The 23,363-nt window shown below is 74.5% G+C and carries 1 protein-coding gene; it reads right to left on the bottom strand.

Translation table 11 applies throughout. The annotated features are described in order from the left end of the window. Positions 1-23,352 (bottom strand): type I polyketide synthase, encoded by a 23,352-nt coding sequence (locus tag CFN78_RS07895; RefSeq protein ID WP_094861986.1) that lies wholly within the window; start codon positions 23,350-23,352, stop codon positions 1-3. Between the last annotated feature and the right edge of the window lie 11 nt (positions 23,353-23,363).

Genomic DNA, 23,363 nt, shown 5'->3' with positions numbered 1-23,363 from the left:
TCAGTCGGTCGACTGGTCGGCGTCGCCGTCGAACGCGGTCCGGATCAGATCGTCGAGGTCCATCTCGTCGATCGGATCCGCGGCGCCCGCCTCGGCCGCCCCGGCTCCGCCGCGGCCGACCAGCTCCAGCAGCGGGTCCAGCACGCCGATGGAGCGCAGGGTGGTCAACGGCACGGTGGCCAGCAGTGCGCGCAACTCCGCGTCCTGCCCGGTCTGCTCCGCCTGTTCGGGCACCAACCGGCCGAGCAGATGGCCGACCAGTGCGGCGGGGGTGGGATGGTCGAACACGAGAGTGGTCGGCAGCTCCAGCCCGGTCACGTCGCCGAGTTGGTTGCGCAGTTCCACCGCGGCCAGCGAATCGAACCCGAGATCCTTGAACGCGAGGTCGGCGGCGAGCTCGGCGGAGCCATCGTGTCCGAGCACCGTGGCCACCCGGTCCAACACGATCGCCAGCATCCGTTCGGCGCGGTCGGCCGGGGGCAGCGCGGCCAGGCCCTCGCGCAGCTCCGCAACGGCGTCCCGGCGGTCGCGCTCGGCGGCCTCTGCAGCCTCGGCCGCGGCACGGGCCTCGGCAACCCCGGACAACAGCGGGCTGGGCCGGTCCGCCGTGAACGCCGGGACAAACCGGTCCCATGCCACATTGGCGACGACCGTGCCGGCCTGGCCTGCGGCCAACCGGCCCAGCACGGCGAGCGCCAGGTCGGGGTCCATCCCGGGAAGGCCGGACAGTCGCAGATGGTTGGCCTGCGCTTCGCCGTCCCAGGCGCCCCAGGCCACCGCGCTGGCCTGCCGGCCCCTGGCTCGCCTAGCCGATGCCAGCGCCTCCAGCCGGGCGCCGGCACACGCCTCGTCGGCACGGCCAACGGCGCCCCAGACCCCGGCGATGGAGCCGCTGACCACGAAAGCGTCCAGATCCCGGTCAGCGAGCAGGGCCTCCAGCCGGGTCGCGGTGGCGGTCGGGTCGGTCGGGTCGGCGTCCGGTGCGACCACCACGGCGGTCAGCTCCGGGTCGGCCGCGGCGGCGACCAGCTGGTCCTCGTCGGGCTCGGCGAGCACCAGCGGCCGGGCACCGGTGGCGGCGACCCATCGGGTCAGCGGCTCGAGCGCCGGGCCGAGCGCCCCGGCGAGCAGCACCGTTCCGGCAGGTGTCCACGTCCCGGCATCCGGGTCCGCCTCGGTCCGGATCAGTCGACGGGTCCACAGTCCGGCGGGCCGGACCGCGAGCTGGTCCTCGCCGGACCGGGTCAGCGCGGCGGTCAGGTCGACGGCGGGGTCGAACGAGCCCGGGTCCGCCGGCAGGTCCACCAGACCGCCCCAGCGGTCCGGGAGCTCCCGCGCGCGGACGATACCGACGCCCCAGACGCCGGCCTGGTCGAGGTCCGGAGCCGCCTGGGCCGGTTGACCGTCGCGCCGGTCGGCCGGGACGGAGACCGCACCGCGAGTCCCCCACCACAGCGGAGCGTCCACCCCGGTGGCGGCCAGCGCAGCCAGAACCGCGTCCGGATCCGCCGCGGGCAGGAGCGTCAGCACGCCTGCCAACCGCGGCACGCGGTCGGCGGGCAGGTCCAGCTCCGGCGTCGCCTGGTCGGCCAGCTCGACGGTCACCACGTCCCCGCGCAGGCCGTTGGCCGCGGCGCGGGCCCATTCGGCATCGGGTGATCCGCCGGGCACCAGGACCAGCCAGGTCCCGGCCAGCTCGGTGGGCTCGGGCGGGCCGGTCAGCGCGACCCAGGTCGTTCGGTAACACCAGGTGTCGGCGACCGCGCGCTCCCGTCGGCTCCGCCGCCAGGCCGACAACGCCGGCAGCACGCCGGCCAGCGTCGAGCCCTCGACGTCCAGCTCCGCCGACAGGGCGGCCAGGTCGCCCTCCTCGACGGCGGACCAGAACTCGATGTCGGTGCCGCCGTCGGCCGACGCGCGGGTCGCCACGGTGGGCACGTCCGGCCAGTGCCGGACGCGCTGGAAGGCGTAGGTGGGCAGACCGGTGGCCGGGGTGACACCGGCGAAGTACGCGTGCCAGTCCACCGCGACTCCCCGGGTGTGCAGCTCACCGAGTGCCGTGACCAGGGTGGTCTCCTCGTCGCGGCCGGCCCGCATGGTCGGCACGACGCCGGTACCGGCGGGCAGGTTGTGCCGGGCCATTCCGCACAGCACGGCGTCCGGGCCGATCTCGACGAACTCGTGCACACCGGCCTCGGTCAGGCCGACGACGCCGTCGGCGAACCGGACGGTCTCCCTGGCCTGGGCGGCCCAGTAGTCCGGCGAGCCCAGCTGCTCGGTCGTGGCGGGCGCACCGGTGACGTCGGAGATGACCGGGATCGTCGGTGTCCGGTAGGTCAGGCCGGCCGCGACCGCGCGCAACTCGTCGAGCACAGGGTCCACCAGCGGGGAATGGAAGGCATGGCTGACTCGCAGCCGGGTGGTGCGCCGGCCGAGGGCGGCGAACCGGTCGGCGACCGGTCGCACCGCCGCCTCGGGGCCGGCGAGCACGACCGAGTCCGGCCCGTTCACCGCCGCGATCGAGACGCGCTCGTCGAGCAGCGGTAGCACCTCCGGCTCGCTCGCCCGGACAGCGACCATCACCCCACCGGAGGGCAGCGACTGCATCAGCCGTGCCCTGGCCGAGACGAGCGTGCAGGCGTCGGTGGCCGAGAACACCCCGGCGACATGCGCCGCGGCCAGCTCGCCGACCGAGTGGCCGAGCACCGCGTCCGGCCGGACACCCCAGGACTCCAGCAGCCGGAACAGGGCCACCTCCACCGCGAACAACGCCTGCTGAGCGACGCCGGTCCGCTCCAGCGCGGCCGGGTCCTCGCCCCACATCACCTCTCGCAGACCGGGATCCAGCAAGGTCAACAGCTCGTCCAGGGCTTCGGCGAACACCGGATAGCGGCGGTGCAGGTCGCGTCCCATGCCCAGCCGCTGGGAACCCTGGCCGGAGAACAGGAAGGCGCACTCCACGTCCGCCCTGGCCACGCCGCGGGCGACCATGGCAGGCCCGTCCTGGCCGGGCAGCAGCACGGCGCGGCAGCGCAGCGCGGCGCGGCCGGTGGCCAACGCGGCTCCGATCCCGGCGGAATCGTCCGCGGGGTTCGCGGCGGCGTGCGCGGCGAGTCGGTCGAGCTGGGCGTCCAGGGCAGTTTCGCCCCGGCCGGAGACCAGCCAGGGCACCACCGCCAGGTCGGCCCGCCGCGGTCGTTCGGCGGCCGGGGGCGCCTGCTCCAGGATGACGTGGGCATTGGTGCCGCTGATCCCGAACGCCGAGATCCCGGCCCGGCTGGGTCGGTCTCGCTCGGGCCAGCCGGTCGGCTCGGTGAGCAGCCGGACCGCGCCGGCCGACCAGTCCACTTCGCCGGAGGGGGTAGCCACGTGCAGGGTGGCCGGCAGGGTCCTGTGCCGCAGAGCGAGCACTGTCTTGATCAGTCCGGCGACGCCGGCAGCGGCCTGCGTATGCCCCAGATTCGACTTCACCGACCCCAACAACAACGGCACATCCCGACCCTGCCCATACGTCGCCAACAACGCCTGCACCTCAGTCGGATCACCCAACGCCGTCCCCGTCCCATGCCCCTCCACCGCATCCACCTCAACCGAAGACACACCAGCATCAGCCAACGCCGCCCGAATCACCCGCTGCTGCGACCGACCACTCGGCGCCGTCAACCCATTCGACGCACCATCCGAATTCACCGCCGAACCCCGCACCACCGCCAACACCTCATGCCCATTGGCCACCGCATCCGACAACCGCTCCACCACCACCACACCCACACCCTCAGACCACGCAGTGCCATCCGCACCCTCCGCATACGCCTTACACCGACCATCAGGCGCAAGCCCGCCCTGCCGGGAGAACTCGACGAAGGCGTCCGGGGTGGACATCACCGACACTCCGCCGACCAGTGCCAGCGAGCACTCGCCGGCACGCAGTGACCTGGCCGCCCAGTGCAGGGCCACCAGTGAGGCCGAGCAGGCGGTGTCCACGGTGACCGCGGGGCCCTCCAGGCCCAGGGCATAGGCGACCCGCCCGGACATCACGCTGGCCGTGGTGCCGGTCGCCACGTAGCCACCGACTCCCTCGGCGTCGGGGTCGGCCACCGCCGCCGCGGCGGCGCGCAGCACGGTGGCGTAGTCCTGTCCGTTGGTGCCGACGAACACGCCGGTGTCACTGCCGCGCAGCGCGACGGCGTCCAAGCCGGCCCGCTCCAAGGCCTCCCATGAGGTCTCCAGCAGCAGCCGCTGCTGGGGATCCATGGCCAGCGCCTCGCGCGGGGAGATGCCGAAGAACTCGGCGTCGAACTCGGCGACGTCGGCAAGGAACCCACCCCGGCCGGTGGCAGAGCGCCGGGCCAGCGCCGCGAGGTCCCAGCCGCGATCGGCGGGGAACCCGGTGATCCCTTCCCCACCTCCGGCCAGCAGCTCCCACAACTGCTCGGGCGAGGACACCCCGCCGGGCAGGCGGCAGCCCATCCCGACGATCGCGATCGGCTCCGCAGGATCGACCGCCGCGCCGGCGGCAGGCGGTGCTGTGGACAGCGAGCCGAACAGCTCGGCAACGAGGAAGTCGGCCAGCGCGCGCGGTGTGGGATGGTCGAACACCAGTGAAACGGGCAGCCGCAGGCCGGTGGTGACGCCCAGGCTGTTGCGCAGCTCCACGGTGGTCAATGAGTCGAAGCCCAGGTCGCGGAAGGGCAGATCGGCATCCACGGTGGCCGGGTCGGTGTGCCCGAGCACGGCGGCCACCTGGGCGCGCAGCAGGTCGAGCACGTGCCGCTCCCGCCGCTGCGGGGCCAGATCGGCGAGCTGTTCGCGCAGGCCGTCGCCGTCGGTCGCCGAACCGGCCGGGACCGCGGTGACGCCGGGCAGCTCGGCCAGCAGCGGGGCGGGCCGGGACGCTGCCAGCGCCGGGGCGAACGTGGCCCAGTCCACGTCGGCCACCACGATCTCGGCGTCGCCGTACTCGATCGCGTCCAGCATGGCGGCCAGCGCCCGCTCCGCCGGCAGCGGGGTGAGCCCGCCCCGACGCATCCGGTCGGCGACCTCGTCGACGTCGGCGGCCATCCCGGCGCCGGCCCACGGTCCCCAGGCCACCGAGGTGGCCGGCAGGCCCCGGGCGCGACGCACCCGAGCCAGGGCGTCCAGGCTGGCGTTGGCCGCAGCGTAGCCACCCTGCCCGGCCGAGCCGAGGACTCCGGCGACGGAGGAGAACAGCACGAACGCGGCCAGGTCGACGTCCGCGGTCAGCTCGTGCAGCACCCGCGCCGAGTCCACCTTGGACCGCAGCACGCGGTCCACTGCCTCCGGTGTGACGCCGGTCAGCACGCCGTCCTCGACCACGCCGGCGGCGTGGAACACGGCGGTCAGCGGCTCGTCGGCCGGCAGGTCGGCCACCGCGGCGGCCAGCGCGGCGCGGTCGGCGACGTCGCAGGCGAGCACCGTGACCCGAGCGCCCAGCTCGGCCAGCTCGGCGGCCAGCTCGGCGGAACCGGGCGCCTCGGTGCCCCGGCGGCTGACCAGCAGCAGGTGCTTGGCGCCGTGCCGGGCGAGCCAACGCGCGACCTGCCCGCCCAGCGCACCGGTCCCCCCGGTGACCAGGACCGAGCCGGCGGGATGGTAGCTCCGGCGGGACCGGGTGGCGCCGAGCGGATCGGCGGTCAGGCGGCGGCCGAAGACCCCCGTCGCGCGCAGTGCGACCTGGTCCTCTCCGTCTCGCGCGGTGAGCACGGCGGCCAACCGGGCCAGCGCGAGGTCGTCGAGATCGTGGTCGTCCAACTCGTTGATACCGCCGGTCCCGGCGGGGAGGTCGACCAGTCCGCCCCAGGTGCCGGGCAGCTCCAGGGCCGCGGTGCGGCCCAGGCCCCACACCGCGGCCTGTGCCGGTTCGGGCACCTCGTCGGAACTCACGGCGACCGCGCCGCGGGTCAGGCACCACAGCGGGACCAGGTTCCCCACGTCGTCCATGGCCTGCGCGGCGGCCAGAAGCCCGGCCAGCGCCGAGCGCTCGTCCCGCGCGCCCAGCGCCACCGTGCACAGCACGCCGGCCAGACGCTCTCCGGAGGCCGCGGCGTGCTCGGCGAGCCGGTCGGCGAGCCCTGCTCGGTCCGGCTCGGCGACCACCAGCCGGTCCGCCTCGACGGCCATCGCGTCGAGCAGGCCGGGGAGCCAGCGCGGCTCGGGTCCGGCACCCAGCAGGACCAGCCACCGGCCGGTCGGAGTGTCCGGCCGGGACGGGGCCAGCGGCCGCCAGCCGACCCGGTAACGCAGGTCCCGGGCGTCCGCGGCGGACTCCCGGCCCGCCGCCGGAGCGGTGACCGTCGGCCAGAACCGGGATCGCTGGAACGGGTAGGTGGGCAGCTCGACCGGGCGAGCTCCGCTGCCGGTGAACAACGCCGACCAGTTCACCTCGACCCCATGGGTGTGCAGATCGGTCAGCGCGCCGAGCAGGGTCGCCTGCTCCGGACGCTCCCTGCGCAGCGCCGGGACCGCCAGCGGCCGATCCGCGTCGTCGGCGTCGGCCTGCTGATCGAGGGTCTCCCTGGCCGACGCGGTCAGCGCGCCGTCCGGCCCGATCTCCAGGAAGTCGGTCACCCCACGATCGGCCAGCCAGGCGATGCCGTCGGCGAACCGGACCGGCTCACGCACCTGGGCTACCCAGTGCTCCGGGGAGCACAGCGACTCGGCGCCGGCCAACTCGCCGGTCACCGTGGACACCACCGCGAGCGCGGGCGGATGGTAGGTCAGGCCACGGGCGACGGTGGCGAACTCGTCGAGCATCGCGTCCATGTGCGCGGAGTGGAAGGCGTGGCTGACCCGCAGCCGTCGGGTCTCGTAGCCGGCGTGGCCCAGCTGCTCGGCCAGGTCGGCCAGCAGGTTCTCGTCGCCGGAGAGCACCACCGAGGACGGGCCGTTGAGCGAGGCCAGCGAGACACGGTGGCGCTGGTCGCCGAGGTGACGGTCGAGCAGTTCGGCGGCCCGGGAGGCGGAGGCACGCAGCGCGACCATCGCTCCCCCGGCGGGAAGATCCTGCATCAACCCGGCCCTCGCGGCGACCAGGGTCGCCGCGTCGGGTAGGTCGAGCACCCCGGCGACATGCGCGGCGGCCAACTCGCCGATCGAGTGCCCGATCAGGTAGTCGGGTTCCACTCCCCAGGATTCGACCAGCCGGTACAACGCCACCTCCACCGCGAACAGCGCGGGCTGGGTGTGGCCGGTGCGATCCAGCAGGTCGGCGTCCGAACCCCACATCACCTCGCGCAGCGGGCGCTCCAGCAGGGGGTCCAGACAGGCTGACGTCTCGTCCAGGGCGGTGGCGAAGACCGGGAACCGCTCGGCCAGCTCCCGGCCCATGCCGAGCCGCTGACTGCCCTGGCCGCTGAACAGGAACGCGGTCCGGCCGCGCCGGGCACGGACGACGGGAGCGGTGCCGCCGCTCAGTTCGGCCAGCCAGCGGAGCAGCTCGGCGCGGTCGGCGGCGACCAGCCCTGCGCGCCGCTCGAAGGTGGAGCGGGTGGTGGCCAGGGCAGCGGCCAGGTCGACCAGGCCGGCCTCCGGGTGATCCTGGGCGAAGGCCGACAGCCGACCGGCGCCGGCCCGCACGGCGGCCTCGTCGCGGGCGGAGAACAGGACCGGGACCGGGCCGAGATCGGTGGGCGGCTCGGCCGCCGGAAGGGCCGGCGGGGCCTGCTCCAGGATGACGTGGGCGTTGGTACCGCTCAGACCGAACGAGGACACACCGGCCCGGCGCGGCCGCCCTCGCGCGGGCCAGTCGGCGCGCTCGGTGAGCAGTTCGACCGAGCCCGAGTCCCAGTCCACGTGCGAGGTGGGCGTCCCCGCGTGCAAGGTGGGCGGCAGCACGCCGTGCCGCAGCGCCTGCACCATCTTGATCACCCCGGCCACGCCGGCGGCCATCTGGGTGTGCCCGATGTTGGACTTGACCGAACCGAGTAACAAGGGCTCGGTCCGGTCCCGGCCGTAGGTCGCCAGCAGCGCCTGTGCCTCGATCGGGTCACCCAGCGCGGTCCCGGTTCCGTGCCCCTCCACCGCGTCCACGTCGGCCGCGCCGAGCCCGCAGGCGGCCAGCGCGTCAGTGATGACCCGCTGCTGGGACGGTCCGTTGGGGGCAGTCAGCCCGTTGGACGCACCGTCGGAGTTGATCGCCGAGCCGCGCAGCACGGCCAGCACCTGGTGACCGTTGGCCAGCGCGTCGGACATCCGCTCCAGCAGCACCACTCCCACGCCCTCGGCGAGACTCATCCCGTCCGCACCCTCGGCGTAGGCCTTGCACCGGCCGTCGGCGGCCAGTGCGCGCTGACGGCTGAAGCCGACGAACGCGTTCGGGGTGGCCATCACGCTCACCCCGCCGGCCAGTGCCAGGTCGCTTTCCCCGGTCGCCAGCGACCTTGCCGCGAGGTGCATCGCCACCAGCGACGACGAACAGGCGGTGTCCAGAGTGAGCGCGGGACCCTCCAGGCCGAAAAGATAGGCCAGCCGTCCGGACAGCACGCTGGGCAGGGATCCGGTGATCTGGTGGCCCTCGGAGTTCTCCGCCGCCGCGGCAACGATGCCGTAGTCCTGGTAGCTCGCCCCGATGAAGGCGCCGGTGCGGCTGCCACGCAGGGTGTGCGGGTCGATGCCGGCCCGTTCGAACGTCTCCCAGGAGGTCTCCAGGAGCAACCGCTGCTGGGGATCCATGGCCAGTGCCTCGCGCGGGGAGATGCCGAAGAAGCCGGGGTCGAAGTCGGCGGCGTCGTGCAGGAAGCCGCCGCGCACCGAGTAGGTCCTGCCGGCGCTGTCCGGGTCGGGGTCGTAGAGCGCCTCGGCCGGCCAGGCACGGTCTGGGGGAAACCCGGAGGTGGCGTCCACACCGTCGTGGACCAGTTGCCACAGCTGCTCCGGGGTGTGCACACCGCCGGGGTACCGGCAGCTCATGCCGACGATCGCGATCGGCTCGTCGGTGGTCAGCAGCCCGGCGGGCCGGACACTCGCCGGGGCCCTTCCACCGGCCAGCTCGGCGAGCAGGAAGGCGGCCAGCGCGGCCGGGGTGGGGTGGTCGAACACCATCGTGGCCGGCAGGGTGAGGCCGGTCCCGTGGGCGATCCGGTTGCGTAGGTCCACCGCGGTCACCGAGTCGAACCCGACCTCGCGGAACGCGCGGTGCTCGACGAGCACGTCGGGCGAATCGTGGCCGAGCACAGCGGCGGCCTCGGCGCGGACCAGCTCCAGCAGCTCGCGTTCCCGCTCGGGGCCGGGCAGCGCCAGCAGCCTGCCGGCGAACTCGCCCTGAGGCCGATCGGGAACCCGTTCGACGGAGTCGAGCAGCCGGACCGCCGGCACGTCGTCGAACAGCCGGGTGGGCCGGGCGGCGGTGTAGACCGCGTGGTAAGTCGACCAGTCCACGTCGGCCAGCGCGACTGTGGTCTCACCGGCGTCGAGCACCCGGCCGAGACCGGCCAGCGCACGGGCAGGGTCCATGAACCGCAGGCCACTGCGGCGGATGTGGCCGGGGTCCACCCGGCCCAGCTCCAGATCGTCGGCCCAGATGCCCCAGCACAGCGCCGTGGCCGGTAACCCGTTGGCGGCCCGGTGCTCGGCCAGCGCGGTGAGGTATGCGTTGCCGGCGACGTATGCCGCGTGTTGCCCGGTGCCCCACATGCCGGCCACCGAGGCGAACAACAGGAAGACGTCCAGGTCGTCCTCGCCCGGCCACACCTCGTGCAGAGCACGCGCACCGGCGACCTTGGCGTCGAGCACTCTGGCCAGGTCGTCCGGTCCGGTATCGGCGAGCGCGGCCAGCTCGATCACGGCGGCGGCGTGGACGACCGCGCGTACCGGCCTGCCTTCGGCGCGAAGCCGATCGCGCACCGCGGCCAGTGCGGTGGAGTCCGTCACGTCGCAAGCCAGTGCCTCGGCCGTGGACCCCAGCTCAGTGAGTTCGGTGACCAGATCGACGGCCCGCGGCGCGTCCGGGCCGCGGCGACTGAGCAGAACGAGGTGCTCGGCTCCGCGGCCGGCCAGCCAGCGGGCAACGTGCGGACCGAGCGTGCCGGTACCGCCGGTGATCAAGGTGGTCCCGCGCGGCGTCCAACGGCGCCCCAGTGCGGGCGCGGGAGCCGGGACCACCCGCCGGGCCAGCAACGCACCGGGGCGCACCGCGAACTGGTCCTCACCTGTGGTCCCGGCCAGCGCCGTGACCAGCCGGTGTGCCGCGGCTTCGTCGAGAGTGGCGGGCAGGTCCACCACGCCGCCCCAGCGACGTGGGTGCTCCAGCGCGGCGGTCCAGCCGAGGCCGTGCGTCATCGCCTGGGCCGGATCGGTCACCCGGTCGGTCCGCTCGGCGGACACCGCGCCCCGGGTCAGCGACCACAGCGGCGCCTCGACTCCGGCATCACCCAGCGCCTGGACCAAGCCGACACCCAGCGCCATACCCAGCGGCAGGGCCGGACGCGCCGGGTCGGGCCGGTCGTCCGCGGCAAGCAGCGACACCACGCCGCACAGCTGTCCGAGGTCGGACCCGGACAGCCGGGCGGACAGCGTGGCACGGTCCTCCGACCCGTCGAGGGTGAACCGCCGCGGAGTGGCCCCGTGCGCGGACAGCGCGTCGGCCACCTCGTCGGCCCAGTGGTCCGCCGCGGCGGACGGGCCGGCCACGAGCAGCCAATCGCCGGCCAGCGCGGCCGTGCCGGCGGCCGCGACCGGGCTCCACCGGACCCGGTACCGCCACGACTCCACCGCGGACTCGTGTGCCCGGTTCCGCCGCCAGGCCGACAGCGCGGGCAGCACCGCGCTCAACGCGTCCTGATCCACTCGCAGGTCCGCCGCGAGCGTGGCCGGGTCGGCGTCCTCGAGCGCGGCCCAGACCTCGCTGTCCCCGTCGTCGGCGGTCTCCGGACGAGGCAGCGGCACCCAGTAGGACTCGTGCTGGAAGGCGTAGGTGGGCAGGTCGACCCGGCGTCCGCCGGCCAGCTCCGGCCACTCGACGGACACCCCGCGGACGGCGGCCTCGGCCACCGAGGTGAGGACCCGGTCCAGCCCACCATGATCGCGGCGCAGGGTGCCGGTGGCGACGACCCGCTCACCGGCGGCCTCGGCGGTCTCCTGCACCGCGAAGGTCAGCACCGGATGCGGACTGATCTCGACGAACGCCCGGTGACCGGCGGCCAGCGCGGTGCGCAGGGCCGACTCGAACCGGACCGTCTCGCGCAGGTTGCGGTACCAGTAGCCGGCATCCAACCCGGTGGTGTCCAGCCAGTCGCCGGTCAGCGTCGAGCAGAACGGAATCCGCGCCGCCGTCGGCCGGACCGGGGCGAGATCCTCGGCCAGACCCGCGACCAGGTCCTCGACCTGGATCGAGTGCGACGCGTAGTCCACCGGTATCCGGCGCACCCGAACCTCGCGGGCGGACAGCTCGGCGTGCAGGGCGTCCAAGCCGGTGAGCGCGCCGGAGACCACGACCGAGCGAGGACCGTTGACCGCGGCGACCGACACCCCGTCGGGCAGCTCCAGTTCGTCGGCCGGCAGCGCGACCGACAACATCCCGCCGGAGCCGGCCAACCGCCGCGCGATCGCCCGGCTGCGCAGGGCGACCACACGCGCGCCGTCGGCCAGGGTCAGCGCGCCGGCAACCACCGCGGCGGCGATCTCGCCCTGGGAGTGGCCGACCACGGCGTCGGCGACGACGCCACGGGAGCGCCACAGGGCGGCCAACGACACCATCATCGCCCAGGACGCCGGTTGCACCACGTCCACCCGGTCCAGGCTCGGTGCGTCGGCGGCACCGGCCAGCACGTCGACCAGGGACCAGTCCACGAACGGTTCCAGCGCGGCGGCGCACTCCGCGACCCGCTCGGCGAACACCGGCGACTCGGCCAGCAGCGCCGCGCCCATCCCGAGCCACTGCGCGCCCTGGCCGGGGAAGACGAACACCACGCCACCGTCCGGCCCGGCCGTTCCCTCGACCACCTCGGGCGCGGGCCGGCCCGACGCAAGCGCGTCCAGACCGGCGAGCAGCTCGGCCCGGTCCCGGCCGAGCACGACGGCCCGGTGCTCGAACGCGGCGCGGGTGGTGACCAGCGAGTGCCCGACGTCCACCGGATCGGCCGTCGCGGCCGGCGAGCGCAGCCGGGCGGCCTGGGCGCGCAGCGCCGCCGGGGTCCGCCCGGACAGCGGCCAGGGCGTCATCGCGGGGGCGACCGGGGACGGTCCGGTCGGCTCGGTTCGCTCGGCGACGGGCGCTTCCTCCAGGACGATATGGGCGTTGGTGCCGCTGATCCCGAACGAGGACACCGCGCACCGGCGCGGTACCGAGCCGGCCGGCCACTCCACGGCGCGAGTCAGCGGAGCGACCGTGGTGGCCGCCCAGTCCACGTGGCTGGACGGCTGGTCGGCGTGCAGGGTGGCCGGCAACAGGCCGGCCCGCAGCGCCTGGACCATCTTGATCACGCTGGCCACACCGGCCGCGGACTGGGTGTGGCCGATGTTGGACTTCACCGAGCCCAGCCACAGCGGGCGCTCCCGGTCGGGACCGTAGGTCGCCTGGAGTGCGCGGACCTCGATCGGGTCGCCCAGCGCGGTGCCGGTGCCGTGCGCCTCCACGGCGTCGATGTCGCCCGGGTCCAGCTGGGCGTTGGCCAGCGCCTGACGGATGACCCTCTGCTGGGCCAGGCCGTTGGGCGCGGTCAGTCCGTTGGACGCCCCGTCGGAGTTGGTCGCCGAGCCGCGCACGACGGCCAGCACGGGGTGGCCGTGGGCACGCGCGTCGGACAACCGCTCCAGCAGCACCATGCCGACACCCTCGGCCAGCGCCATCCCGTCGGCGCCCTCGCCGAACGCCTTGGAACGACCGTCCGCCGCCAGCGCGCGCTGCCGGCTGAACGCCACGAAAGGGGACGGGGTGGTCATCACGGTGACGCCGCCCGCCAGGGCGAGCGAGGTCTCGTTCTCGCGCAGCGACCGGGCCGCGAGGTCCAGCGCCACCAGCGAGGACGAGCAGGCGGTGTCCACGGTGACCGCAGGGCCTTCCAGACCGAACACGTAGGCGAGCCGGCCGGAGAGCACGCTGGGGATGGTTCCGGTGACGACATGCCCCTCGATGTCGTCGCCGGCCCCGCCGTACTGGGCGTAGCTGGAGCCGATGTAGGTCCCGGTACGGCTGCCGCGCAGGGAGGTGGGGTCGATCCCGGCCCGCTCGACGCACTCCCAGGTGGTCTCCAGCAGCAACCTCTGCTGGGGGTCCATGCCCAGCGCCTCACGCGGCGAGATGCCGAAGAACCCGGGATCGAACCGGTCGGCCTCGTGCAGGAACCCGCCCTGGTCGGCGTAGCTGGCGCCGGGTGTGTCCGGGTCGGGATCGTGGACGATCGCGCCCTCCCAGCCGCGGCCGCCCGGAAAACCGGTGATGGCGTCTCCGCCGGCGGCCAGCAGATCCCAGAACTGCTCGGGGTCGCCGACTTCGCCGGGGAGGCGGCAGCTCATGGCGACGATGACGATCGGGTCGTCGGCCACGAAGGTGGCGGCCGCCGGCCCGGTCGGGATCCGCGCCGAACCGAGCAGCTCAGCGCTCAGGTGACGGGCCAGTGCCAGCGGGCTCGGGTGGTCGAAGACCAGCGTGCTCGGCAGCGCGCGGCCGATCCTGGCGCTGAGCCGGGAACGCAGCTCGACCGCGGTCAGCGAGTCGAACCCGATCTCCCGGAAGGCGCGTCGCTCGGGAACGCCGTCCGGATGGTCGTGACCCAGGACGGCGGCGGCCTCGGCGCGGATCAGCCCCACCAGCAGTCGTACCTGCTCCGGCTCGGTCAGGCCGGTCAGTCTCGCGGTCAGCTCGGCGTCCGCCGCGCCGCCGCCGGGCTCGTCGGCCGCAGCCGCCTCGGACAGCTCGGACAGCAGTGGGCTGGGCCGCGCGGCGGTGAACACCGGTACGTAGCGCGCCCAGTCCACGTCGGCGACGGTGACTGTGGCCGCACCGGTGGCGACGGCGTCACGCAGGGCGGCCAACGCCGGCGCGGCGGGCAAAGCGACGAGCCCGCGCCGGGTGAACTGGTCGGCGACGTCGCCGCGGGCGGCCAGACCGGACTCGGCCCACGGCCCCCAGGCCACCGAGGTGGCGGCCAGTCCCCGGGCGCGACGACGCTCGGCGAGAGCGTCCAGGTAGGCGTTGGCGGCGCAGTAACCGGCTTGGGCGCCGCTACCCAGCACCCCGGCGATCGAACCGAACAGCACGAACAGGTCCAGGTCGCGGTCACCGAGCAGGGCGTCCAGGTTGGCCGCGCCGACGGCCTTGGCCGCCATGGCCTCCGCCAGGTCGCCCGGCGTGGTCTCGGCCAGCGGCCGAACCTCGCTGGTCCCGGCGGTGTGCACCACACCGGTCAACTCCGTCTCCGGGATGCCGTCGAGGACGGCGGCCAGCGCGGACCGATCCGCGACGTCACAGGCGACCACCTCCACTGCCGCGCCGAGCGCGACCAGCTCGGCGAGCAACTCGGACGCGCCGGGCGCGTCCTGGCCGCGCCGGCTGGTCAGCACCAGCCGGGTCGTCCCGGCCGCGGCCAGCCAGCGGGCCGTCTCGGCCCCCAGCTCACCCGTGCCACCGGTGACCAGCACGGTTCCACGAGGAGTCGGCTCCGGCCCGGTGGCCGCCGGACGACGGGCCAACCGGCGGCCCAGCGTTCCGCCGGCGCGGAGTGCGACTTGATCCTCACCGGTGCGGCCGGCCAACACGGCGACGAGTACGCCGGCGGCAGCGGGGTCGAGCCTCGGTGGCAGGTCGACCAAACCACCCCACCACCGCGGATGCTCCAGCGCGGCGGCTCGGCCGAGACCCCAGACCGCAGCCTGCTCCGGGCTGGGCGGCAGGTCGTCGGTCCCGGTGAACACCGCACCCCGAGTCGCCGTCCACACCGGAGGTCCGTCGGCGGCGGCCACGGCGCGCACCAGCGCCAGGGTGGCCGCCAGGCCGGCGGTCAGTCCAGGTTGGCCGGGGACGGGCCGCTCGTCCGCGGCGGCCACGGAAAGCACACCGGAGAGCGCGTCCCATGGCTGCTCGCCGAGCAGTTGGTGGTCGGAATCGGCCCCGGTGAGCACGACCCGACGTACCTCGGCGCCGTGTTCGGTCAGCACCGCGGCAAGGTGGTCGGTGTCGATTCCGGCCTCGACGTCGCGGTCGGTGTCGGCCAGCAGCCAGACCCCGCTCAACCGGGCCGGGGTGACACTCAGCGGGCGCCAACTCACCTGGTAGCGCCACGAGTCCACGCGGACGCGCTCGTGCCGGCCGCGCCGCCACGAGGACAACGCCGGCAGCAGGGCCCCCAGCTCCGCCTCCCCGACGCCGAGCACCGCGGCCAGTTCGGCCGGATCGTCCCGGTCGACCGCCGCCCACAGCCGATCGTCGGCCGGGTCGTCGGCGGGGCGCGCGACCGGGGCCGACGGCCAGTAGTGCTCACGTTGGAAGGCGTAGGTGGGCAACGGGGCCGGGCGGGCTCCGCGACCGGCGAAGAAGGCTTCCCAGTCCACCGCGACGCCGCGCAGGTGCAGCCTGGCCAGCGCGCCGATCAGGGCAGCCTCCTCGTCGACGTCGGCACGCTGGGCGGCGACCACGACGGAGGAGTCGGCCGTGCCCTCGGCGGAGCCGGCCAGACTCTCGGCGACCATCGCGGACAGCGCCCCGTCCGGACCCACCTCCAGGAAGGTGTCCGCACCGAGGCCGGCGAGCGTGCCGATCGCGTCGGCGAACCGCACGGTACGGCGAGTGTGCTCGACCCAGTGGTCCGCCGAGCACAGCTCCTCGGCGGTCAGTTCGCCGGTCAGCGTGGACACGATCGGGATGCGTGGCGGAGAGTAGGCCAGACCGGCCGCGACCGTGCGGAACTCGGCCAGCATGGGGTCCATCCGCGCGGAGTGGAAGGCGTGGCTGACCGCGAGCCGGCGGGTCCGTACGCCCCGGCCTGCGAACCGCTCGGCGAGAGCCAGTACCGGGTCCTCGTCACCGGAGACCACGAGCGCGCCGGGGCCGTTCACCGCGGCCACCTCGACACCCTCGGTCAGCTCGGCGCGGACCTGTTCCTCGGTGGCGGCCACAGCCACCATCGCGCCTCCTGCGGGCAGCGCGCGCATGAGCCGTGCCCGGGCTGCCACCAGCGCCGCCGCGTCGGGCAGAGTCAGCACCCCGGCGACGTGGGCGGCGGCCAGTTCGCCCACCGAGTGGCCTGCCAAGTGGTCCGGCGTCACGCCCCAGGCCGTGAGCTGCCGGAACAGCGCGACCTCCAGCGCGAACAACGCGGGCTGGGTCCAGCCGGTGTCCGCCAGCCGGTCGTCCTCGGCGAACATGACCTCCAGCACCGAGCCGTCCAGGTGTTCGTCCAGCGCGGCGGCCACGGCCTCCAGCTCCGCGCGAAACACCGGCAGCCGGGCGTGCAGCTCGCGGCCCATGCCCAGCCGCTGACTGCCCTGTCCGGCGAACAGCACCGCCAGCCGTCCGCCCGGGGCGGCACGGTCGGTGGCCAGCGCCGGGTCGGGGCGGTCGGTGGCCAGCGCATCCAGCGCGCGGCTCAGCTCGGCCGGATCGGTGGTGGTCACCGCGGCCCGGTACTCGAACGCGCTGCGCCGGGTCAGCAGGGACAACGCCAGGTCGGCCGGAGCGACGTCGGCGGCGACCGGCAACAGGCGAACAGCCTGCTCGCGCAGCGCCGCGCGGGTCCGGCCGGACAACACCACCGGTACGACGCCGGGCGCGGCGCTCGGTCCGGTGTCCGGCTCGACCTCCGGCCCGACGTGCGGCGGCTGCTCCAGGACGACGTGCGCGTTGGCCCCGCTGAACCCGAACGAGGACACCCCGGCCCGGCGCGGCCGGCCACGGTCGGGCCACGCGGTGTGCTCGGCGACCAGGTCCACCGCGCCCGCCGTCCAGTCGACCTGGTCGGAGGGCGCGGCGGCGTGCAGCGAGGGCGGCACGAGGCCGTGGCGCATCGCCAGCACCATCTTGATCACCCCGGCCACCCCGGCGGCGGCCTGGGTGTGCCCGAGGTTGGACTTCACCGACCCCAGCAACAACGGCTCGTCCCGGTCCTGGCCGTAGGTGGCCAACAGCGCCTGTGCCTCGATCGGGTCGCCCAGGGTGGTTCCCGTGCCGTGGCCCTCGACCACGTCCACCTCGTCCGGCGCCAGACCCGCCGACGCCAGCGCGGCGCGGATCACCCGTTGCTGGGCCAGTCCGTTGGGGGCGGTCAGACCGTTGGACGCGCCGTCGGAGTTCACCGCCGAACCCCGCATCACGGCCAGCACCTCGTGCCCGTTGGCGACCGCGTCGGACAACCGCTCCAACACCAGCACTCCGACGCCCTCGGACCAGCCGACCCCGTCGGCCCCGGTGGCGTAGGACTTGCACCGGCCGTCCGCCGAGAGCCCACCCTGGCTGGAGAACTCGACGAACGCACTGGGGGTGGACATCACGGTGACGCCGCCGACCAGGGCCAGCGAACACTCCCCTGCGCGCAGCGACTGCGCCGCCCAGTGCATGGCCACCAGCGACGACGAGCACGCGGTGTCCACGGTGACCGTCGGCCCCTCCAGACCGAACACGTAGGACACCCGGCCGGACACGACACTGGACGAGCTGCCGGTACCGATGTGGCCGTCGAAATCGCCACCGGTCAGCACCGCGCCGTAGTCGCCGTACATCACCCCGGCGAACACACCGGCGCGACTGCCGCGCAGGCTCCTCGGGTCCATCCCTGCGCTTTCCACGGCCTCCCAGGCCGCCTCCAGCAGCAGCCGCTGCTGGGCGTCGGTGGCCACCGCCTCCCGCGGGCTCATCCCGAAGAACTCGGCGTCGAACTCCCCCGCGTCGTGCAGGAACCCGCCGGAACGGGTGTAGGAGGTGCCGGAATGCTCGGGATCGGGGTGATAGAGCTTGTCAAGGTCCCAGCCGCGATTGGTCGGGAACCCGGAGATCGCGTCCCTGCCCTCGTCGACCAGCCGCCACAGGTCCTCCGGGCCGCGCACCCCGCCGGGGTAGCGGCAGCTCATCCCCACCACCACGATCGGGTCCGTCGCGTCCACCGCGGGCCCGGCGTCGGCCGGACCGCCGCCGGCAGGCGCGCCGAACAGTTCGTCGTGCACGTGCGCGGCGAGCGCGACCACGGACGGGTGGTCGTAGACCAGGGTGACCGGCAGGCGCAGGCCGGTGCTGGCGGTCAGCCTGTTGCGCAGTTCGACCGCGGTCAGCGAGTCGAACCCCAGCTCGACCATCGGACGTCCCGGGTCGATGGCGCCCGGGTCCTGGTGCCCGAGCACGGCCGCGACCAGCTCGGCGACCAGCTCGACGACCGCCTCGCGGCGCCGGGCGCCGGTCAGCCGCCCCAGCCGGGCAGTCAGGCCGGCCGCGGCGGGCGCTGCCGAACCGGCGGCGCGGCGGGTGGCCCCGGGGAGCAGCCCACGCAACACCGGCGGCGGTGTGCCCGACGCGCGCAGCGCGGCCAGATCCAGCCGCACCGGCGCGAGCACCGGGTCACCGGCGCGCAGTGCCGCGTCGAAGAGAGCGACACCGACGGCGGCGGGCAGCGCGGGCAGGCCGAGCGAGCGCAGCCGGCGCTCCTCACGTCCGCCCAGCTCACCGGTCATGCCGGCCGAGGACTCCCACGGACCCCAGGCCAGGGATACCGCGGGCAGGCCCCGTGCCCGGCGGAACCCGGCCAGCGCGTCGAGGAAGGCGTTGCCGGCCGCGTAGTTGGCCTGGCCGGCGGAGCCGGTCAGGCCGGCGATCGACGAGAACAGCACGAAGGCCGCCAGGTCGGTCCCGGCGGTCAGTTCGTGCAGGTTCCAGGCCCCGTCCACCTTGGCCGCCAACACGGTGTCCAGCGCCTGTGGGGTGAGCGAGGTGACCACGCCGTCGGCGAGCACTCCCGCGGCGTGTATCACGGCGGTCACCGGGTGCCGCGCAGGTACGTCGGCCAGCACTCGCGCCAGCGCGGTCCGGTCGGCGGCGTCACAGGCCACGACCGTGGCCAGGGCACCGAGGCCCGTCAGGTCGTCGATCAGCGCGGCGGCGGCCGGGTCGGTCGCACCGCGGCGGCTGAGCAGCAGCAGTCGACGGACGCCGTGGTCGGCGACCAGGTGGTGAGCCAGCGTCGCGCCGAGGCCGCCGACGCCGCCGGTGATCACCACCGTGCCTTCGGGATCCCAGCCGAGCGGACTGTCGGGCGCTGCCGAGGGCGCGACCCGCGCGAGCCGGGCGGCCAGCGCGGCACCGTCACGCACCGCGAGTTGGGGTTCGTCCGAACCGGACACCGCGAGCAGCGCCGGATCCATTCCGTCCGCGTCGTCCAGATCCAGCAGGACGAACCGGCCGGGATGCTCGGCCTGAGCGGAGCGGAGCAGGCCGCCCACCGCGGCGGCGGCCGGGTCGCCCGGCTCGGCCGCGACAGTCGCCCCGCCCCGGGTCAACACCACCAGGCGGGTGTCGGCGAACCGGCCGTCGGCCAGCCAGGTCTGAACCAGTTCCAGCGCCTCGCCGGTGAGCCGGCGGGCGGCAGTGGCCGGGTCGAGGCCCGGCTCCGGCACCAACGGTCGCAGTGCCAGTGCCGGTGCCGGGCCGGCGGCCAGTTCGTCGAGATCGGCGTGGCGCGGGATGTCGGCCAACGCGGCGGTCAGCCCGGCCGGGTCCGGTCCCAGGACGGCTACCGGCTGGGGCCGGGCGTCCGACACCGCCACGGGCACCCACTCCAGGCGGAACAGCGAGCGGTCGGCCGTGGGGCCGACGTTGTCCCCACCGGTCTCGGCCGCCCGGAACAGTAGTGACTCGACCGTGGCGACCGGCACGCCATCCGGTCCGGACAACTCGACCGACACCGCGTCGCCGGTGCGCGCCAGCCTGGCCCGCACCATCCCGGCGCCTGAGGCGTGCAGCCGAACCCCGGTCCAGGAGAACGGCAGCTCGCCTCCGGCGCCGCCGGAGAAGCCGGTCAACGTGGCGGCGTGCAGTGCGGCGTCGAGCAGCGCGGGGTGCAGGCCGAACGCCTCGGCACCCTCGGCCACGGCGGCGGTCGGCTCGATCTCGGCGAACACCTCGTCGTCGCGGCGCCAGGCAGCGTTCAGACCACGGAACGCGGCCCCGTACTCCAGGCCCTGCTCGGCCAGGCTGTCGTAGAACCCGTCCAGGTCGACCGGCTCCGCACCGGCCGGCGGCCACTCGTCGTCGGCCGGATCAGCAGGTGTCGGCCGGTCGGCGGGACCGAGAACGCCGGTGGCGTTGCGGGTCCACGGATGCTCGTCCGGGTCGTCCGCGTGGTCAGGGCGGGAGTAGACGTCCAGCGTTCGCTCACCCGCGGCGTCCGCCCCGCCGATCCACAGCTGTACCTGCGTTCCACCATGCGCGGACAGCGGGAGCGGGGCGGTCACGGTCAGCTCGGCCACCCGGTCGCAGCCGACCTCGTCACCGGCCCGGATCGCCAGCTCGACCAGTGCCGCGCCGGGCAGCAGCGTCGTGCCGGCCACCACGTGGTCGGCCAGCCACGGTTGGGCGGCGATCGAGAGCCGGCCGGTGAGCAGGGTCCCGTCCGCGCCGGCCAGCGACACCGTGGCCGACAGCAGCGGGTGGCCGGCCGCGCCGAGACCGGCCGCCGGAAGGTCCGTCGCGCCGGAGAACCCCTCTCTCGGCCAGAACCGCCTGCGCTGGAACGGATAGGTCGGAAGGTCCACTGTGGACGAGCCAGAGCCCGCGAAGTAGTCCGTCCAACGGACCGGGACTCCGCCGACGTGCAGCGTGGCGACCGCGGCCGCGACGCTTTCCAACTCGTCACGGTCACCGCGCAACGTCGGAACGACCACGGCGGCGGGACGCGAGGCGAGCACGTCGTCGTCCAGGCAGGCACGGGTCGCGCCGGACAGAGCGGCGTCCGGCCCCAACTCGAGAAAGGCACCGACCCTGTGGTCACGCAACCAGCCGACCGCGTCGGCGAACCGGACCGTGCCCCGGACGTGCTGCACCCAGTGGTCGACGGAGGCCAACTCCGCCGCCGATGCCACCCGGCCGGTGTAGGTGGAGACGACCGGGATCAGCGGCTCGCCAGTGGTGAGCCCGGCCGCCACCGCGCGGAACTCGTCGAGCACCGGGTCCATCAGTGGTGAGTGGAAGGCGTGCGAGACCCGCAGCCGGCGGGTCCGGCGGCCCTGCTCGGCCAACCGCCCGGCCAGGTCGGCGACCACATCCTCGGTGCCGGAGAGCACCACCGAGCGGGGGCCGTTGACCGCGGCCAGCGACACGTGATCCTGGTGTCCGGCCAGCAGTGCGGCCACCTCGTCCTCGGCCGCCTCGACCGCGACCATCGCGCCGCCCGCCGGCAGCGCCTGCATCAGCCGGCCGCGGGCGGCGACCAGCTCGGCGGCGTCAGCGAGGGTGAACACGCCGGCGGCGTGCGCGGCGGCGATCTCGCCGACCGAGTGGCCGACCAGGAACTCCGGGATGATGCCCCACGACTCGACGAGCCGGTACAACGCGGTCGACACGGCGAACAGCGCCGGCTGGGCGAACTCGGTGCGGGCGAGCACGTCGGCGTCCGAGCCCCACAGAATCGGCCGCAGCGGACGGGTCAGGTGCCGGTCGAGCTCGTCGACCGCGGCGTTCAGCGCCTCGGCGAACACCGGGAAACGCCGGTGCAGCGCGCGGCCGAGACCGACGCGCTGACTGCCCTGCCCGGCGAACATCACGGCCAGCGGGGGCCGGCCACGGACCAGGCCCTCGACCAGCTCGGCGGCGGGGTGGCCCTCGGCCAACGCGGTCAGCCCGGCCTTGGCCCCTTCCAGGTCGGCCGCGACGACCGCGGCGCGGTGGTCGAGCCGGGCGCGGGAGGTGGCGAGCGAGCCGGCCACGTCCAGCGGGGACAGCTCCGGACTCCGCGTCCAGGCGGAGAGCAGCCGTGCTGCCTGCTCGCGCAGCGCGGTCTGGTCGCGGGCCGAGAGCAGCAGCGGAACCGGCCCAGCGACCGGTTCGGGACGCTCGGTCGGCTCGTCGTCCGCCGGAGCCTGCTCGACGATGACGTGGGCGTTGGTTCCGCTGAGCCCGAACGAGGACACCCCGGCCCGGCGAGGCTCGCCGGTCTCCGGCCAGCTCCGGCTCTCGGTCAGCAGTTGGACCGAGCCGGCGCTCCAGTCCACATGGGTGGTCGGCCGGTCCACGTGCAGGGTGGCCGGCAGCAGGTCATGCCGCATCGCCATGACCATCTTGATCACCCCGGCCACCCCGGCCGCGGCCTGGGTGTGCCCGAGGTTGGACTTCACCGACCCCAGCAACAACGGCCGGTCGGGGGCGCGGCCACGACCGTAGGTCGCCAGTAGCGCCTCGGCCTCGACCGGGTCGCCCAGCGTCGTGCCGGTGCCGTGTGCGTCCACGGCGTCCACCTGTTCGGTGGAGAGCCGGGCGTCGGCAAGGGCACGTTCGATCACTCGTTCCTGGGAAGGTCCGTTGGGTGCGGTCAGTCCGTTGGACGCGCCGTCGGAGTTCACCGCCGACCCGCGCAACACGGCCAGCACCTGGTGGCCGTGCCGGCGCGCCTGGGACAGTCGTTCCAGCACCAGCACACCGACGCCCTCGGCCCAGCCGGTGCCGTTGGCCGAGTCGGCGAACGAGCGGCAGTGCCCGTCGGCGGCGAGCCCGCCCTGCTTGCTGAACTCCACGAAGGTCAACGGGGTCGGCAGCACCGTGACCCCACCGGCCAGCGCCAGCGAACACTCCCCGGCGCGCAGCGCGCGCATCGCCAGGTGGATCGCCACCAGCGACGAGGAGCACGCGGTGTCCACGGTCAACGCCGGGCCGACCAGACCGAGAACGTAGGCCAACCGTCCGGAAAGGACACTGCTGGTGGTTCCGGTCAGGCCGAAGCCCTCGACGTTGTCCGGGGGGCCGACCCGGTAGTCCTGCGGGATCGCGCCGACGAACACACCCGTCCGGCTTCCCTTGAGCGACAACGGATCGATCCGCGCCCGTTCCACCGCTTCCCAGCTCGACTCCAGCAGCACACGCTGCTGGGGATCCATCGCGAGCGCCTCCCTCGGGGAGATGCCGAAGAAGTCCGCGTCGAAGGTCGTGGCGTCGTGCAGGAAGCCACCGGACAGAGTGGCCGAGCCGGTCAGCGCGTCCAGCGTCCAGCCGCGATCGTCGGGCAGGCCGGTGATGCCGTGCCCGCCGGCCGCCACCATCCGCCACAGGTCCTCGGGGTTGGCGTTGCCGCCGGGATAACGACAGCTCATCCCGACGATCGCCACCGGCTCGTGCGCCGCGGCCTCCAGCTCGTTCAACCGCGAGCGGGTACGCCGCAGGTCGGCGCTGGCCCGTTTGAGGTAGTCCCGGAGCCGCTGCTCGTTGTCCAGGTCAGTCATCG

The organism is Amycolatopsis antarctica, assembly GCF_002262875.1.
GTDB classification, from domain to species: Bacteria; Actinomycetota; Actinomycetes; order Mycobacteriales; family Pseudonocardiaceae; genus Amycolatopsis; species Amycolatopsis antarctica.
This window is presented reverse-complemented; position numbering and strand designations above follow the sequence as displayed.